We start from the raw sequence: 16,310 nt of genomic DNA, 5'->3' as shown, positions 1-16,310 counted from the left end.
CAGCACGCGCCCTGCAAGGACGCGCGCCTCAAGATCAATGATCTTCGTGCAGGTAAGCCGGCTTCTTCGGCAACCGCAGGCTGAACAGGAAAGCAATCGCCATCATCGCGGTGACATACCAGTAGAAGGTGTTTTCCATGCCCATGTTCTTAAGGCCCAAAGCTACGTATTCAGCGGAGCCACCGAAAATAGCGTTGGCCACGGCATAGGCCAGACCGACGCCCAGCGCACGAACCTGCACCGGAAACATCTCGGCTTTCACCAGACCGCTGATCGAGGTGTAGAAACTGACGATGGCCAATGCCAGGGTGATCAGCACGAACGCGATGACCGGGCTGGTAGTGGTTTTCAACGTCAGCAGCAGCGGCACCGTGCACAGGGTGCCCAGCCCGCCGAACCACAGCATCGAGGCGCGGCGACCGATCTTGTCAGCGAGCATTCCGAACACCGGCTGCATGCACATGTACAGGAACAGCGCGCCGGTCATGATGTAGCTCGCGACCTTGGCATCCATGTGCACGGTGTTGACCAGGTATTTCTGCATGTACGTGGTGAAGGTGTAGAAAATCAGCGAGCCGCCGGCGGTATAGCCCAGCACGGTGATGAACGCCGCTTTGTGATCGCGGAACAGCGCAGACATGCTGCCCGCGTCCTTGTTCTGACGCACTTCGGCGGTGGTGGTCTCTTTCAGCGACCGGCGCAGCACCAGCGAGATCACCGCCGCGACCGCACCGACCACGAATGGAATCCGCCAGCCGTAGGCTTTCAGCTCATCGGCACTGAGAAACTGCTGCAGGATGACCACGGTCAGCACGGCCAACAGCTGGCCGCCAATCAGCGTCACGTACTGAAATGAAGCGAAAAACCCGCGCTGCCCCCGCAACGCGACTTCGCTCATGTACGTGGCGGTGGTGCCGTACTCACCACCCACCGACAGGCCCTGGAACAGGCGCGCCATCAACAACAGAAACGGCGCCCAGGCACCGATCGACGCGTAAGTGGGTAGACAGGCAATGACCAGCGAGCCGGCGCACATCATCAGCACGGAAATCATCATCGAGTTTTTGCGGCCGTGCTTGTCGGCCACGCGACCGAACAGCCAGCCGCCGATGGGACGCATCAGAAAGCCTGCGGCGAAGACGCCCGCGGTGTTGAGCAACTGAACGGTCGGGTCATCGGAAGGAAAGAATGCAGGCGCGAAATAGATGGCGCAGAAGGCGTAGACGTAGAAGTCGAACCATTCGACGAGGTTGCCCGATGAGGCGCCCACAATTGCGAAGATCCGCTTGCGCCGCTCTTCTCCGGTGTAGTGAGTCGTTGTCATTATTATCTCCCCAGGTGTTAGTAAGGTCAGCCAGTCTAAGACATAACCTGCAACATTTAGACTTAAGCAGTAACGTTTCGACATCACAAGGACAACCACCCGAGTCAGCAAGTTGCCCCTTTCGCGGAGGCAAGCGATGACTCGGGTGGCTGAGTTGCAAAAATGTCGTCTAGCGCTCTATTGCGAGGGCCAGCCCCTGCCCCACGCCGACGCACATCGTGGCGAGCGCTTTGCTGCCGCCGGTTTTCTCCAGTTGATGCAACGCCGTCAACACCAGCCGCGCGCCGCTCATGCCCAGCGGATGCCCCAGCGAAATCGAGCCGCCGTTTGGGTTCACCTTGGGTGAATCGTCAGCAATGCCCAATTCACGCAAGACCGCCAGGCCCTGGCTGGCAAACGCTTCGTTGAGCTCGATGACGTCGAAATCACTGACCGCCAGACCCAGCCGTGCCACCAGCTTGCGTACCGCCGGGACCGGGCCAATGCCCATGACGCGAGGCTCAACGCCAGCGCTGGCCATCCCCAGTACGCGAGCGCGCGGCGTGAGGCCGTGTTTCTTGACGGCGTCGGCGGACGCCAGAATCATCGCCGCCGCGCCGTCGTTCAGGCCTGCCGCGTTGCCCGCTGTGACGGTTTTGCCAGCCCCGTTGACCGGCTTGAGCTTGGCGAGCGCTTCACGGCTGGTGTCGGCACGGGGGTGCTCGTCGGTGTCGACGACGGCCTCGCCCTTTTTGTGGGCGACGCGCACGGGCACGATCTCCTCAGCGAAGAAGCCCGAAGCCTGAGCCGCCGCTGTACGCTGCTGGCTGCGCAGAGCAAAGGCGTCCTGATCCTCCCGGGATATGCCGAAATCCTCAGCGACGTTATCGCCGGTCTGCGGCATGGTCTCAACGCCGTACTGGTCTTTCATGTGCGGGTTGACGAAACGCCAGCCCAAAGTGGTGTCTTCCAGCTTCTGGCCGCGGCCGAATGCCGTGTCGGCCTTGCCCATCACAAAAGGGGCGCGGGACATGGACTCGACGCCGCCGGCAATGGCCAGCTCCATCTCACCGCAGGCAATGGCGCGGAACGCAGAACCCACCGCGTCCAGGCCGGAAGCACACAAGCGATTGAGGGTCACGCCCGGCACGCTGGTCGGCAGACCCGCCAACAGCGCGGCCATGCGCGCGACGTTGCGGTTGTCCTCCCCGGCCTGATTGGCGCAGCCGAGAAACACTTCGTCCAGCTCATCCCAATTGACAGACGGGTTGCGCGCCATCAGGGCCTTGATCGGCAGTGCTGCCAGATCATCCGCTCGAACGGTCGCCAGGCCGCCGCCAAAACGGCCGATGGGGGTGCGAATCGCATCGCAGATAAAAACGTCACGCATCATGCTTCTCCCGGCGCCTGGCCATGGGCCGCAGCGGTTCGCGCTTCCAGATCGCGCAGCGCGGTCAGTTCGTACTCGCTGGGTGCATCGGAAGTCTTCACGGTGTCGGCAAAACGCACGTCCCAACCGGTGGCGGCGATCACCTGCTCGCGGGTCACGCCGGGGTGCAGCGTGGTCACGACGAATTCGTGAGTGCCCGCTTCCGGTTCCATGATGCACATGTCAGTGATGATGCCGACCGGCCCGGCGCCCGGCAGGCCGAGGCGCTTGCGGGAGTCGCCGCCTTCGCCGTGGCCCACCGAGGTCAGGAAGTCCAGCTTGTTGACGAAGGTCCGTGGCGATTGCTTGAGGATGATCAGCACTTCTTTGGCCGACCCGGCAATTTCCGGCGCGCCTCCGGCACCCGGCAGGCGTACTTTCGGCTGGTGATAATCGCCGACCACCGTGGTGTTGATGTTGCCGAACCGGTCGACCTGAGCCGCGCCGAGAAACCCGACATCGACCCGCCCGCCCTGCAGCCAGTAACGGAAGATCTCACTGGTGGACACCACGGTATCAGCGGTTTCCGCCAGTTCGCCGTCACCGATGGACAGTGGCAGCACGTCAGGCTTGGCGCCGATCGGCCCTGATTCGTAAATCAGCACCACGTCGGGCGAGGAAGTGAGGCGCGCCAGATTGGCGGCTTTCGAGGGCAGACCGATGCCGACAAAGCACACGGCGCCGTTTTTCAACCGGCGCGCGGCGGCGACGGTCATCATTTCGTTGGTGGAATAAGTCATTGGTGAGCCTCCGCCGCGTGGGCCAGCTTGTTCTTGAACTCACTGAAGTCACGGGTGCCATGGATGTATTCGTCGATCCAGGCGGTAAAGGCCTCACGGTCGCGGGCGATGGCGTCCCACGCCTGATAGAAACGGTTGTCGCGCTCGTAGTAGCCGAGGGCGTAGGAAGGATGCGCTCCGCCTGGCACGACGCAAACCGCACTCAGCGCCCAGGTGGGCAGTACGCAGGCGTTCATCGGTGCCTTGAGGTCATCGACAATTTCCTCGACCGTGACAATGCAGCGCTTGGCCGCCAACGCCGCTTCTTTCTGAACCCCAAGAATGCCCCATAGCAGCACGTTGCCTTTACGGTCGGCTCTCTGCGCGTGGATCACCGTCACATCGGGGCGTACTGCCGGCACCGCCGCCAGTACTTCTCCGGTGAACGGGCAAGTGACCGACTTGATCAGCGGGTTGACCTTGGGCAGGTCCGAACCGGCATACGCCCGCAGCACCGCGAACGGCAGCCCGGATGCGCCCGCCACATAGGCATTGGCGAGGTCGGCGTGGCTGTGTTCTTCAATCTCCATAGGCTGCGGCCATTGCCGTTCGACGGCATCGCGAAGCCTGTGCAGAGAGCCGACGCCGGGATTACCGCCCCACGAGAAAATCAGCCGTTTTGCACAGCCTGCGCCGATCAATTGGTCATAGATCAAGTCAGGGGTCATGCGCACCATGGTCAGATCTTTCTTCTTCTGACGAATGAGCTCATGTCCCGCTGCTGTAGGAATCAGGTGGGTGAAGCCTTCCAGTGCAACAATGTCGCCATCGTTGACGAACTGCTTCACAGCCTCGTGAAGGGAAAGAATTGCAGCCATGGGGTGCTCCAGGTTCACACTCGTTTGCCCCGCCATTTAAGGCGTGGCGTTGAGAATGAGGTTATGCCTGGGCACGGGCTGGAACAATCCGATAACCGACTAAGTGTTCGATCACCGAACGGAGAGTGACGGGCAGCTCATGGGTTCAACAGGCTGGGTCAGGTAAACAGCTGCGTGCTCAGGTCACGGCTGGCATTCAGCATGATTGGCAGAAACTTCTGCTCCAGATCATTGCGCGCCACCCGACCCGCACTGGTGCTGACATTCAGCGCCGCGAGTACCTGACCCGATGCGTCGTAGACCGGCACGGCGATTGAACGCAAACCCTGCTCCAGTTCCTGATCGACAATGCACCAGCCCTGTTGCCGCACTTGCTGCAGGCATTCGAGCAAGGCTTCCGGGGTGCGTAAGGTGCGGCTGGTTTTGGGTTGCAGATCGACGTGGTCGAGGTATTCCCGCAACGACACATCGTCCAGCGCCGCCAGCAGAATCCGGCCCATAGAGGTGCAATACGCCGGCAAACGTCCGCCCACCGCCAGGTCCACGGAGATCAATCGCTGGGTCGTCGCGGAGCGGGCTATATAAAGAATGTCATCGCCTTCCAGCGTGGCCATATTGCAGGCCTCGTGCAGTTGGTCACTCATGCGGTCGAGATAGGGCTGTGACGAAACCGCCAGGGGGGTCGAGGACAAATAGGCATGGCCAAGCGTCAGCACTTTAGGCAGCAGCGAGTAAGTGCGCCCGTCAGTGGTGGCGTAGCCCAACTTGATCAATGTATGCAGGCAACGACGAACCGCCGCCCTGGGGATTTCGGTGCGATGGCTGATCTGCGCGATGGTCAGGTGCCGCTTGCGTTCCTGGAACGCGTGAATGACGGCCAACCCTCGCGCCAGAGAGGTCATGAAGTCAGGATCGCCCGTGAGCGCCTGAATCCTTTTAGCAGGAGACGCAACAATCGGCGGCGCAAGTGACGTGAAAGAATTACGCAATTGATCGTTCATGCTGGCACCGTTCGTCGTGGCCGCGAAAGCCTTGTAGAACGCCACTCTCGCCGTTTTTGAAGCCCACGGCAAGCCAGCTTTGGGCGATTATCGAACGAGTGGGCGATAATCGCAATTGACCGGCTGCCCAGTTGCTTATACCTTTCACATGCCATATGAGGCTTCTTTGGATTACTGGTCAGGTACCCACTGAGAAGTCCCAGGCACGGTCTTGCTAACCCAAGGCCGTTTTTGTCTCTGCCCTCCCCATTTATGTGTAACCGTTTAAATACACATCATTGTCCGCACGGTCATAAGCCGAGAATTTTACGTCGCCAGAAAACTGCCTGCGGCGTTAAACATTTGACTCGCCAAGTTGCGTCATAAATCAGACTGTCCAACTTAGGAACCTTCGTACATAAAAAAGGTATAAATCCTCAGTTGTCCGGCTGCGACAGTCTCGACAGTTGACTCGCCTGCGCATCTTCGCGATAGTGGCCGTCATTGAAGCCCAATAACGCTATCGCGTGTTTAAATCCTCGCCCCATCTGGCATGGATCCAAACACACGCAGACATTGTTCGACTCGATCGCAATGTTCAGCGACGGCAGGCCAATACCTTGGTCATCAGCCATCCTGCAGGCAATCAATAAAGAATGTTGCTACGACAGTTTTGTCATTCCGGTGCACGTAGCCGCCCTTGGTTGAAGTGTGAATCGTCTTGGCGCAGCGTCCCTGCCCGATGGTTATTCCTGATCCGATACATTGCGATCGTCAGGTCCGACACTTTCAGACTCGGCGTCATCACCGGATTAAACTCGACCCGATCAGGTATTAACGTGACCAAAGATGAACTGCGCGCAGAATTAGAGCGCCAGGAACAACGTTACAAGGAAGTTTACGGCGGCGAAGTGACAACATACGCCGCCCAGCCCGAACCAGAGCGCAAGCCGTGGCGCAAACGGGCCAGCCTGCTTGACCAGGCGTTCAAGCAAGAGCTGCAAAAGATGGAAGAAGAACTCAAGGAAGAGCCATGAGCCGCCGCTTGCCTGTCGCTGACTCAAACAGCTGACGGCAAGCGTATTCATCGCGTTGAAGGCCAGGTTTTACAGACTCGTCCAGGGTTCAGGGGTGCTTCGCACTTTCTTTCCCGGCAGGAAGTCGACGGGCAGGCGGGACAGAAATTTCGTTGCAGGCTGCTACCAATGAGCGGCGCGCCTATCGCGCAGTTTTTTTTCTGTCATAATCCCGCCCCCTTAAGACCGGGTCAGAAAACCTTCCATGATCGATCTATTCAGCGGACTGGATGCTTGGGTAATTGTGAGCTTGTTGCTCGCCCTTGCGTTTGTCCTCACCTTCGAGTTCATCAACGGCTTTCATGACACCGCCAACGCGGTGGCGACAGTCATTTACACCAAGGCCATGCCGCCCCATCTGGCAGTATTTTTCTCGGGCGTGTTCAATTTCCTCGGGGTGCTCCTGGGTGGGGTCGGCGTGGCGTATGCCATCGTCCATCTGCTGCCGGTCGAGTTGTTGATCAACGTCAACACCGGTCATGGTCTGGCGATGGTGTTCTCGCTGCTGGCTGCGGCCATCACCTGGAACCTCGGCACCTGGTATTTCGGCATCCCGGCGTCCAGCTCCCATACATTGATCGGTTCGATTCTGGGTGTAGGCCTGGCCAACGCGCTGATCAATAACATCCCGCTGGGCGAAGGCGTGAACTGGCAGAAAGCGATCGATATCGGCGCCTCGCTGGTGTTCTCGCCACTGGCCGGTTTCATCGTGGCGGGTCTGGTCCTGTTGGCGCTGAAAGCCTGGCGCCCCCTCTCCAAGATGCACAAGACGCCGGAACAACGCCGCAAGCTCGATGACAAAAAACACCCTCCTTTCTGGAATCGCCTGGTTCTGGTGATTTCGGCGATGGCAGTGAGTTTTGTGCACGGCTCCAACGATGGTCAGAAAGGCATCGGCCTGATCATGCTGGTGCTCATCGGTATCGTCCCGGCGCAGTTCGTGCTGGACCTGAGCACCACGACTTATCAGATCGAACGCACCCGCGACGCGACCCAGCACCTGAGCCAGTTTTATCAGCGCAACAACGCGACACTGGGCGAGTATCTGGCGCTGGGCAAATCGGCGGCGGGCGACTTGCCCGAGCGTTTCAGCTGCAACCCTGAGCAAACCGAGCCGACCATTGATGCTCTGCTGAACAACCTCAAGGGCGTCAACGACTACCACACCCTCGCACCGGAGCGTCGGATCGAAGTGCGTCGCTACCTGCTGTGCCTGGACGACACGGCACGCAAAGTCGGCAAGCTGCCTGCGCTGGATGCCCGTGAAAAATCGGATCTGGAGAAGCTGCGCAAGGACCTGACCGCGACCACTGAGTACGCGCCGTTCTGGGTCATCTTCGCCGTTGCACTGGCGCTGGGTATTGGCACCATGGTCGGCTGGAAACGCGTCGTGCTGACCATCGGTGAGAAGATCGGGAAGCAAGGCATGACCTACGCTCAGGGCATGTCCGCGCAGATCACCACCGCGAGCGCCATTGCGCTGGCCAACGTGTTCAGCCTGCCTGTTTCAACGACTCACATCCTGTCGTCCGGCGTGGCCGGGACCATGGTGGCGAACAAGAGCGGTCTGCAGGGCGGCACGGTTCGCAACATTCTGCTGGCATGGGTGTTGACCCTGCCCGCCACGGTCGCGCTGTCGGCAGGGTTGTTCTGGTTGGCGTCCAAAGCGCTGGCCTGACCTGACTGCACCGCCTGACCTGAAAAGCCCATTCATTGAATGGGCTTTTTTGTGGGTGCTCTAGCGGCGTTTCTTGCTGCCGCCCAGTAACGATCCCATCAACCCGCGCACCAGTTCGCGACCGATCTGGGTAGCGGCCTGGCGCATCGCACTCTTGACCGCCTGCCCCGCCAGCCCGCCCAGAAAACCACCGGCCATGTCGGCAAAGCCGCCTTCTGACTTCTCCTCAGCGGCGGGCTTCTGCGCAGGATCCGCCGGGGCGCCCTTGCGCGCCAGGAGCATTTCGTAAGCCGATTCGCGATCCACGGGTTTGTCGTAGCGACCGGCCAGTGGCGACCGTGCGATCAGCGTGTCGCGCTCAGCCTGGGTCAACGGCCCGATGCGCGATTGCGGCGGCGCGACCAACACACGCTGGACGATTTCAGGCGTGCCCTTGTCCTGCAGCGTGCCCACCAGCGCCTCACCGATGCCCAACTCGGTCAGCACCGAGAGCGCGTCGAACTCGGGATTGGGGCGAAACCCGTCCGCAACGGCTTTCAGCGATCGTTGCTCCTTGCTGGTGAACGCGCGCAGGCCATGCTGAATGCGCAAACCGAGCTGCGCCAGAACGGAGTCCGGCAGATCCCCCGGCGACTGAGTGACGAAATACACGCCGACGCCTTTCGAGCGAATCAGCCGCACCACTTGCTCCAGCCGCTCCTGCAGCGCCTTCGGCGTATCTGTGAACAGCAAATGCGCTTCGTCGAAGAACAGCGCCAGCAACGGTTTATCGGCATCGCCGCGCTCAGGCAATTGCTCGAACAGCTCGGCCAGGAGCCACAGCAGGAAAGTGGCGTAGACCTTCGGCGACTCGTGCACCAACCGGCTGGCGTCCAGCAGATGAATCTGCCCGCGGCCATCGCTCGCGGGGTGCAAGATGTCTTCCAGTTGCAGCGCCGGCTCGCCGAACAAGGCCTCGGCGCCTTGCTGTTCAAGGATCGCCAGCCGACGCAGCAGCGCCTGACTCGACCCCGTGGCCATCAACGCGCTGTCGTCGCCGAGGACTTCGGGGTTGTCGCGCAAATGATTGAGCAGCGCCTTGAGGTCCTTGATGTCCAGCAACAACAGCCCTTCCCGATCCGCCACCTTGAACGCGGCGTACAGCGCCGATTGTTGGCTGTCCGTCAATTCCAGCAAACTTCCCAGCAGCAGCGGGCCCATTTCCGACACGGTTGTGCGCAACGGATGGCCCGTTTCACCGTGCACGTCCCACAGTGTCACCGGATAGCCCTGAGGTTTATGGTGCAACCAGGGCATGCCGGCGATGCGCTCGGCGATCTTGCCTTGAGGGTTGCCCGGGGCGCCGAGCCCGCAGAGATCACCCTTGATGTCCGCCGCGAACACGGCCACGCCAGCGTCGCTGAACACTTCCGCCAAGCGCTGCAAGGTGACGGTTTTCCCGGTGCCCGTCGCGCCGGCCACCAGCCCGTGACGGTTGGCCAGACGCATCGCCTGTCCGATCGGCTGGCCCTTCAGGTCAGCACCAATAAGAATCTGTTGTGAGTCAGGCATCCGTTCACCCAAGCGTTGCATTCGATATTTCCGAGGGGACTGCGGCGACAGCCCAATTGGACCGGCACCGCCGAGCCTCCCTCAGGCCACCTCGCTACTCTAGCGCAAGACTCTGGCGCAAGCGGCGTAACGCTAGTTCATGGGCGTGGGTGCGACGATCTGCAACCGAACATCTGTATCTGTGGATGGTCAACCCCAGAAGGACTGAATCAATGGACGAAGGCATCCCATGCACATTGCTGACATGACCATGTTCTACGCCCCTGCAAGCGGCGGCGTGCGCACGTACCTGGATGCCAAACACCGCCGCCTCGCGCTTTACCCGGGCGTGCGACACAGCCTGCTGATCCCGGGCCCGCAAAGCAGTCATGAAGACGGCGTGTACCGGGTTCCGGCACCGCCCGTACCGTTTGGCAACGGCTATCGCTTTCCACTGCGCGTCGGTCCCTGGCGAGAGGCCCTGCGAAGTCTGCGGCCAGACCTTATTGAAGTCGGCGATCCTTACCTGACCGCCTGGGCTGCACTGGATGCCCGACGCCAACTGGACGTGCCAGTGATTGGCTTTTACCACTCCGACTTGCCGCTGCTGGTGAGCAACCGGATTGGCACCTGGCTGGGGGCCAACGTCGAGAATTACGTCAGCAAGCTCTACGGCAACTTTGACCGAGTGCTGGCGCCGAGCGCGGCGATGGCGGACAAGCTGATCCGCCTGGGTGTGAAGAATGTTCATGTGCAGCCGTTGGGGGTTGATCTGCAGACGTTCCATCCCTCCCGGCGAGATCCTGGTCTCAAGGCCGAGCTGGGCCTGCCGGATGAAACACATCTGCTTATCTTTGCGGGCCGAGGTTCGAAGGAGAAAAACCTGACCGTTCTGCTCGACTGCATGAAGGCGCTGGGCGCGGGTTATCACCTGTTGCTGGTGGGCTCCCATATGCCGACCGGCGTGCCGGCCAACGTCACGGTTGTGGATAAATTTCGTCCTGCTGCCGAAGTCGCGCGCCTATTGGCGAGTGCCGATGCGCTGGTACATGCCGGGGATCAGGAAACCTTCGGTCTGGTGGTGATTGAAGCCATGGCCAGCGGGATTCCGGTGGTGGCGGTCGATGCCGGGGCCTTCCGCGAAATCGTCCCCGAGCACTGCGGCCTGCTGTGCGAACCCAATCAACCACCGGCCATGGCGGCAGCGGTGCGTCAGCTGTTTGCCGAGAACGCCCCATTCCGAGGCGAAGAGGCGCGGCGTCATGTCGAGGCACATTATGCGTGGGACGCCGTAGTCGCCGGCTTGCTCGGCCATTACCAGGCAGTACTCGGCGCCCGTCAGCCGGTCTATGCCCATGGCTGAGATTCCCGCAATCACGCAGCGCAGCCTGTTACTGGTGCTCCACGACGTGGCCCCGCAAACCTGGCCGGATTATCGACCCTTCGTTGAGGCGGTCGACAAGCTAGGGAACATTCCCATCACCTGGCTGGTGGTGCCGAATTTCCACAAGCACGATCCGATCGACGCCAACCCGGATTTCCAGCGGTTGATGCACGACCGCCTCGCACGGGGCGATGAACTGGCGCTGCACGGTTATTACCATTGCGACGACAGCCCTGCCCCGCGCACGCCCCATGAGTTTTTCATGCGGCGCATTTACACCTGGGAGGGCGAGTTCTACACCCTAGACGAACATAAGGCGATGCAACGGCTGGAAGCAGGCATGGAGGTGTTCCGGCGCAACGACTGGCCACTTCACGGATTCGTCGCTCCCGCCTGGCTGATGAGCGAAGGCACGCGCAATGCCCTGCGAAAATTGCCGTTGGACTACACAAGTGATGCCCAACACTTGTATCGTCTGCCGGACTTTTCCGAGATCGATGCGCCCGGGATCGTCTGGAGCGCTCGCAGCGCCTGGCGCCGGGGCGTATCGAAAATCGTCAGCAACCACCGTGAGGCTCAATTGCATAACGCCGCAACCATCCGTCTGGGGCTGCACCCCGTAGACATGCGCCACGACTTTTCCCGTCGTTACTGGCTGCAAGCCCTTGAGCGCTTGTTGAACGACGGCCGTACGCCGATGAGCAAATTTGCCTGGTTACAGGGCCTGAATGCCGCCAGGTCTGCGGCGTGAGGCGACTTGGCTGGCTCGCAGCAGCACTGATACTCGCCCTGCTGATTCCGTTCTTCATGGGCGGCGCAGACATGTTTCACCGCCTGCGCAACTTCCCGGTGACGCTCTTGATCGGCATGTTCGTCATGGTGTTGGTGGGCTGGTGCATGAACACGATGCGCCTGCGCCTGTTGCTCGGCGACGCCGCCAGCGGCATCGGCATGCGCAAAAGTCTCGCTGTGGTGATGGCCACGGAATTTGCCTACTGCGCCACGCCCGGGGGCAGCGGCGCGCCCTTGACGCTGGTCGCACTGCTCTCGCGCAGCGGTATTGGTCCGGCGAAAAGCACAGCGGCCTTTGCCACTGACCAACTGATGGATCTGGTGTTTTTTCTCCTCGCGCTGATCGGCATCCTGATCTACGCGGTGTTCCACCAGCTCAGCGAAAACCTTGAATGGATGCTCATTGCCAGCGCTCTGCTAATCGGCGCCGGACTTTGTGCTTGTGCCGGTTTCGCGCGGTATCACCGACGCATCATTCTGTTCAACGGTCGGGTGCTCAAGCGCCTGAAGCGGAAGAACACCACGCGTATTCGCTGGGCGCGCAAGCTGCTGCACTTTCGCGACGCGCTGGCTGAAACCTGGAAAATGCCCCACCGCATTCTGCTGCAGGTGTTTGCGCTGACCTGCGTGCACTGGAGTCTGCGTTACAGCGTGCTGTACCTGGCGCTGCAAGGGTTGGGCGTGAATATCGACTGGGCGTGGACGTTTCTGGTGCAGATGCTGTCGCTGAGCGCCGGGCAGTTCAGCCTGTCGCCGGGCGGTGCGGGAGCGGCGGAGTTGACGTCGGCGGCCTTGTTGGCGCCGATGGTGGGCAAGTCGACGGCAGCGGCGGCGATCCTCATCTGGCGGATCGTCACCTATTACTTCTATCTGGTCGCGGGCGGTCCGGTGTTTCTGTTGATGGTCGGGCGCCCCCTTTTGAACAAGTTACTGCGGATCAAGACGGTCTGATTCGTCTTCCTGTCTGGCAGAGGTCAGTTCTTTCCATAACGCTTGAGCCCCCTCGAAGTCCGTGCCGTCTTCCGGCGACAGTGCGTCGACGTCGTAACGGCTCAGGCATCCCTCGCCAAGGGTCGGCGGGGCTTTGGATGTGGCTTTGTCGAGGGGGTCGGTCATGGTGATTCCGCCTGTCGTGCCGGAGAAGCTGCACTGTTCGCAAACAATCGAGTTGCAGTAAGCCGCTGAACTTAAGCGGCTCACCCAAACCGCTTAATCACTGCTTAATCACTGCTTAATCACTGCTTAATCAAAGACGACTGTCTTGTTGTCATGCACCAGCACGCGGTCTTCCAAGTGTGCGCGCAGGCCGCGAGCAAGCACCATCTTTTCCACGTCGCGACCGAAGCGCACCATGTTTTCAATGCTGTCGCGATGGCTGACGCGCACCACGTCCTGCTCGATGATCGGACCGGCGTCCAGTTCTTCGGTGACGTAGTGGCAAGTAGCGCCGATCAGTTTCACGCCACGCAGCGACGCCTGGTGATACGGCTTGGCGCCGACAAACGAAGGCAGGAAGCTGTGGTGAATGTTGATGACCTGATGCGCGTATTCCCGGCACAGTTGCGGCGGCAGGATCTGCATGTAACGCGCCAGCACAACAACGTCGGCTTCGTGGTGTTTGACCAGACGCGAGACTTCGGCGAACGCCGGCTCTTTGTCTTTCGGATCAACCGGCACGTGGTAATAAGGAATGTTGTGCCACTCGACCATACTGCGCAGGTCCTGGTGGTTGGAAATCACGCAGGCGATTTCACAGTCCAGTTCGTCGCTGTGCCAGCGGTGCAACAGATCGGCCAGACAATGGGACTCCCGGCTTGCCATGAGCACGACGCGCTTTTTCTGCGCGGAGTCGGTAATGCGCCAGTCCATCGAAAACTCTTCGGCGATGGGCGCAAAAGCTGCACGGAAACCTTCGAGGTCGAAAGGCAGGGTATCGGCACGCATTTCATGACGCATGAAAAACCAGCCGCTGAGATTGTCAGAGTGATGGCTCGCTTCGGTAATCCAGCCGTTGTACGAGGCCAGAAAGTTACTGACCTTGGCAACGATACCGACACGGTCCGGGCAAGCAATCACCAGACGAAAAGTGCGCATGTGAAAAACTCCAGAACTTCGCAAAGGCCGCCATTCTAGCGATTACCTGACGACTGTGCAGTACCCGTATGCCGCTGATTTCAGGCGGCAAAAAAGCGCACCCTTCGGGGATAAATGCATGAGTGCCGTACCGGTTCATCGGCGACGGAAATTCGACGCCAGACACTTCGCTGAAAACAGCAAGGTCATTGGCGTTCTATAACGCTACATGTGTATCTAAATCGAGGGTATGTCTGCGGCTATTTCAAAATGCTACGGATAAAACTTTTCTTAAATGTTTACTTGCGCAAACACTCTGATTATTATGCGGCCATCGCATCATGCCCATCACAACATAGGTATCCCCCATGTCACTGATCAACGAATACCGCGCAACAGAAGAAGCCATCAAAGAACTGCAAGCCCGCCTGCAAAATCTGCAACAAGACGACAAACTGCAGAAAGAACTTGAGTTCGAAGGCAAACTGCGCACGTTGATGGGCGAATATCAGAAATCCCTGCGCGACATTATCGCGCTGCTGGATCCAGACTCCAAAATGAAGGCTCCACGTGGCGCTGCAGTGAAGCCGGTCGGCACCAAACGCGCTCGCAAGGTCAAGCAATACAAAAACCCGCACAACGGTGAAATCATCGAAACCAAAGGCGGCAACCACAAGACGTTGAAAGAGTGGAAAGCCAAGTGGGGCGGCGACGAGGTTGAAGGCTGGGCAACTCTGCTGGGCTAATTGCCGGTTTTAGAGTCAGCCGTCGCGCAGAGATGTTCGACTCAAAAAGACGCCAGCCATGCTGGCGTTTTTTATTGCCTGCCATTTACCCCTATGCGCTTATAGTCCCAGACGCTGTTTCAACACCAGAGAGTATTCCTGCCACTGGGCGAGCACTTTGAGTTGCTCGGGCGTGGCCTTCAGCGAGAGTTCGACCAGCGCACGGCTGAACGCCTTGAGCGTATTGGGGGCGCCGGCCTGAGGATCGCTCAGGCGCAACTGACAAAACGCCAACCAGCGCTGTTGCTCTGCAACGCTCAGGGTTTCGGCAAAGTTGCGGGCGCGGTAGCGGAATAACAATTCAGGCAATCGGGGATCATCGAACGGCCAGCCATCGGTAGCCAGTTGCTGGGGCTCGGCAATGCGCACCTGCTCGCAGAGACGACGATCCCGATCATTGATAAAGCCGTCGTACAACTGCTGTTCCGGATCCTCACTGACAGCGAAGTTGTCGTTGGCATAGACGCTTTTCAACTTGTCCTGCCAGATCGTCTGCCCTTCATTCAAGGCGGCCACGCGCGTTTTATAAACACTCATGTCCAGTTGCAGACGCTGACGGTCCTCCTCGCGAAGCACGCTCAGCGGGGCAATGACCGGGCATTTATTAACATGCAGCAATTTCAGCGGAACCGGTAACTGGCCTTCGAGCAGATCTTCGCGGCGAGTATATAGACGCTGACGCAAGGTCTCGCCGTCTTCGTCCAGCAACGGGCTGTGGTCATGGAACAGGTCACAGACAATCAATGCATTTCGGTTCACCGGATGCCAGGCCAGCGGAAGTACGACGCTCACATAACTTCGCGCTGCAGAGAAACGACCCGATATATGCACAAGTGGCTGCATCAATCGAATCTGATCCTGCACCTTGTGCTTGAAGCGCAAGCCAAAAAGATAATCGTAAAGTTTGGGTTGCTTATCGCGGACCAGACGCGCCAGCGCGATGGTCGCGCGGACATCGGAGAGCGCGTCGTGAGCATGGCCATGATCGATCCCGTTGGCCGCCGTCAGCCGCTCAAGTTTCAGCGTGACCCGGCCCTCTTCTTCCGGCCAGACAATGCCCTCCGGACGCAGCGCATACGCCGTGCGCACCACATCAATCAAATCCCAGCGGCTGTTGCCGCCCTGCCATTCGCGTGCGTAGGGATCGAAAAAGTTGCGATAAAGGCTGTAGCGGGTCATCTCATCGTCAAAACGCAACGTGTTGTAACCCGCGCTGCAGGTGCCGGGCAGAGACATCTCCGCGTGCAGTCGGGTCATGAAGTCTGCTTCACACAAGCCTTTTTCCGCGAGCCGGTCAGGCGTGATGCCTGTCACCAGGCATGCCGCCGGATGGGGGAGGATGTCATCGCTGGGCTGGCAATACAGGTTGATCGGCTCGCCGATCTCGTTGAGCTGATCGTCCGTACGAATGCCCGCCACTTGCAGCGGCCGGTCGTTGCGTGGATTGATCCCGGTGGTTTCGTAGTCGTACCAGAAGATGCTAGAAGTCACGGGCTGATCCTGAACAAAAGACCGGGCGAGTTTAACAGATGCCCCTCCGCGCCTGACGCCAGCGAATACACCCCGAGGCCCGGGATGCGGCGACACAGTTTGTGCGAAAGTGGCGGATGTCGAAGGCCAGAAGTTGTAACAGGCTCTTTCCCACACATTGTCCAGAATCATCCTGTTGCTTAGCCACTCCGG

Annotated in this window: 16 protein-coding genes; 6 read left to right on the top strand and 10 right to left on the bottom strand. The window is 59.8% G+C overall.

Annotated elements, in window-relative coordinates; all coding sequences use genetic code 11:
* Positions 1-34: 34 nt before the first annotated feature.
* The 6 genes from ACYASU_RS16885 to ACYASU_RS16860 all read right to left on the bottom strand — a co-directional run bounded on the left by ACYASU_RS16885 (position 35) and on the right by ACYASU_RS16860 (position 5,944).
* Positions 35-1,324 carry an MFS family transporter gene (locus tag ACYASU_RS16885; protein ID WP_282366046.1) on the bottom strand — a complete coding sequence of 430 codons (1,290 nt, stop codon included), beginning with the start codon at positions 1,322-1,324 and terminating at the stop codon, positions 35-37.
* A gap of 169 nt (positions 1,325-1,493) precedes the next feature.
* Complete coding sequence (gene pcaF / locus ACYASU_RS16880; protein WP_463583436.1) at positions 1,494-2,696, bottom strand: 3-oxoadipyl-CoA thiolase; 1,203 nt, start codon at positions 2,694-2,696, stop codon at positions 1,494-1,496.
* Positions 2,693-3,472, bottom strand: coding sequence for a CoA-transferase subunit beta (locus tag ACYASU_RS16875; protein ID WP_463583435.1), 780 nt, complete (start codon positions 3,470-3,472; stop codon positions 2,693-2,695). Before ACYASU_RS16875 ends, pcaF begins: the two co-directional genes overlap by 4 nt.
* Entirely contained in the window at positions 3,469-4,329 is an 861-nt protein-coding gene (locus ACYASU_RS16870) for a CoA transferase subunit A (protein ID WP_463583434.1), read from the bottom strand. Before ACYASU_RS16870 ends, ACYASU_RS16875 begins: the two co-directional genes overlap by 4 nt.
* 158 nt (positions 4,330-4,487) lie before the next feature.
* Positions 4,488-5,330 carry a pca regulon transcriptional regulator PcaR gene (gene pcaR / locus ACYASU_RS16865; RefSeq protein WP_192171696.1) on the bottom strand — a complete coding sequence of 281 codons (843 nt, stop codon included), beginning with the start codon at positions 5,328-5,330 and terminating at the stop codon, positions 4,488-4,490.
* Between the two features lie 416 nt (positions 5,331-5,746).
* Entirely contained in the window at positions 5,747-5,944 is a 198-nt protein-coding gene (locus ACYASU_RS16860) for a hypothetical protein (protein WP_192171697.1), read from the bottom strand.
* Positions 5,945-6,148: 204 nt separating this feature from the next.
* On the opposite strand from ACYASU_RS16860, the gene ACYASU_RS16855 reads away from it, so the two are divergent.
* On the top strand, positions 6,149-6,346 hold the full coding sequence (locus ACYASU_RS16855) for a hypothetical protein (RefSeq protein WP_037014498.1): 198 nt from the start codon (positions 6,149-6,151) through the stop codon (positions 6,344-6,346).
* Between the two features lie 244 nt (positions 6,347-6,590).
* Entirely contained in the window at positions 6,591-8,063 is a 1,473-nt protein-coding gene (locus ACYASU_RS16850) for an inorganic phosphate transporter (RefSeq protein WP_192171698.1), read from the top strand.
* A 60-nt stretch (positions 8,064-8,123) separates the two neighbouring features.
* On the opposite strand, the gene ACYASU_RS16845 is transcribed toward ACYASU_RS16850, so the two are convergent.
* A complete protein-coding gene (locus tag ACYASU_RS16845; RefSeq protein WP_463583433.1) occupies positions 8,124-9,614 on the bottom strand; it encodes a helicase HerA-like domain-containing protein in 1,491 nt (496 codons plus the stop codon).
* A 229-nt stretch (positions 9,615-9,843) separates the two neighbouring features.
* Between ACYASU_RS16845 and ACYASU_RS16840 the strand changes: the two genes are divergently transcribed.
* Genes ACYASU_RS16840 through ACYASU_RS16830 form a run of 3 tightly spaced genes read left to right on the top strand, consistent with a single transcriptional unit; the run spans position 9,844 to position 12,720 of the window.
* On the top strand, positions 9,844-10,956 hold the full coding sequence (locus ACYASU_RS16840; RefSeq protein ID WP_346627087.1) for a glycosyltransferase family 4 protein: 1,113 nt from the start codon (positions 9,844-9,846) through the stop codon (positions 10,954-10,956).
* Positions 10,949-11,728, top strand: coding sequence for a DUF2334 domain-containing protein (locus ACYASU_RS16835; protein ID WP_463583432.1), 780 nt, complete (start codon positions 10,949-10,951; stop codon positions 11,726-11,728). The genes ACYASU_RS16840 and ACYASU_RS16835 overlap by 8 nt, the downstream gene beginning before the upstream one ends.
* Positions 11,725-12,720, top strand: coding sequence for a lysylphosphatidylglycerol synthase transmembrane domain-containing protein (locus tag ACYASU_RS16830; protein ID WP_282366025.1), 996 nt, complete (start codon positions 11,725-11,727; stop codon positions 12,718-12,720). Before ACYASU_RS16835 ends, ACYASU_RS16830 begins: the two co-directional genes overlap by 4 nt.
* On the opposite strand, the gene ACYASU_RS16825 is transcribed toward ACYASU_RS16830, so the two are convergent.
* On the bottom strand, positions 12,697-12,885 hold the full coding sequence (locus ACYASU_RS16825) for a hypothetical protein (protein ID WP_282366023.1): 189 nt from the start codon (positions 12,883-12,885) through the stop codon (positions 12,697-12,699). The genes ACYASU_RS16830 and ACYASU_RS16825 overlap by 24 nt on opposite strands.
* A gap of 126 nt (positions 12,886-13,011) precedes the next feature.
* Positions 13,012-13,863 carry a formyltetrahydrofolate deformylase gene (gene purU, locus ACYASU_RS16820; RefSeq protein ID WP_346627085.1) on the bottom strand — a complete coding sequence of 284 codons (852 nt, stop codon included), beginning with the start codon at positions 13,861-13,863 and terminating at the stop codon, positions 13,012-13,014.
* Positions 13,864-14,210: 347 nt separating this feature from the next.
* On the opposite strand from purU, the gene mvaT reads away from it, so the two are divergent.
* Positions 14,211-14,588 carry a histone-like nucleoid-structuring protein MvaT gene (mvaT, locus tag ACYASU_RS16815; protein WP_122535995.1) on the top strand — a complete coding sequence of 126 codons (378 nt, stop codon included), beginning with the start codon at positions 14,211-14,213 and terminating at the stop codon, positions 14,586-14,588.
* Between the two features lie 99 nt (positions 14,589-14,687).
* Here mvaT and sbcB read toward each other — a convergent pair whose 3' ends face one another.
* On the bottom strand, positions 14,688-16,118 hold the full coding sequence (sbcB, locus tag ACYASU_RS16810; protein WP_463583431.1) for an exodeoxyribonuclease I: 1,431 nt from the start codon (positions 16,116-16,118) through the stop codon (positions 14,688-14,690).
* Positions 16,119-16,310 lie beyond the last annotated feature (192 nt).

This window comes from Pseudomonas sp. HP_12, assembly GCF_055283955.1.
Note: the sequence above shows the minus strand (reverse complement) of the source record. Positions and strands in the feature narration are given on the sequence as shown.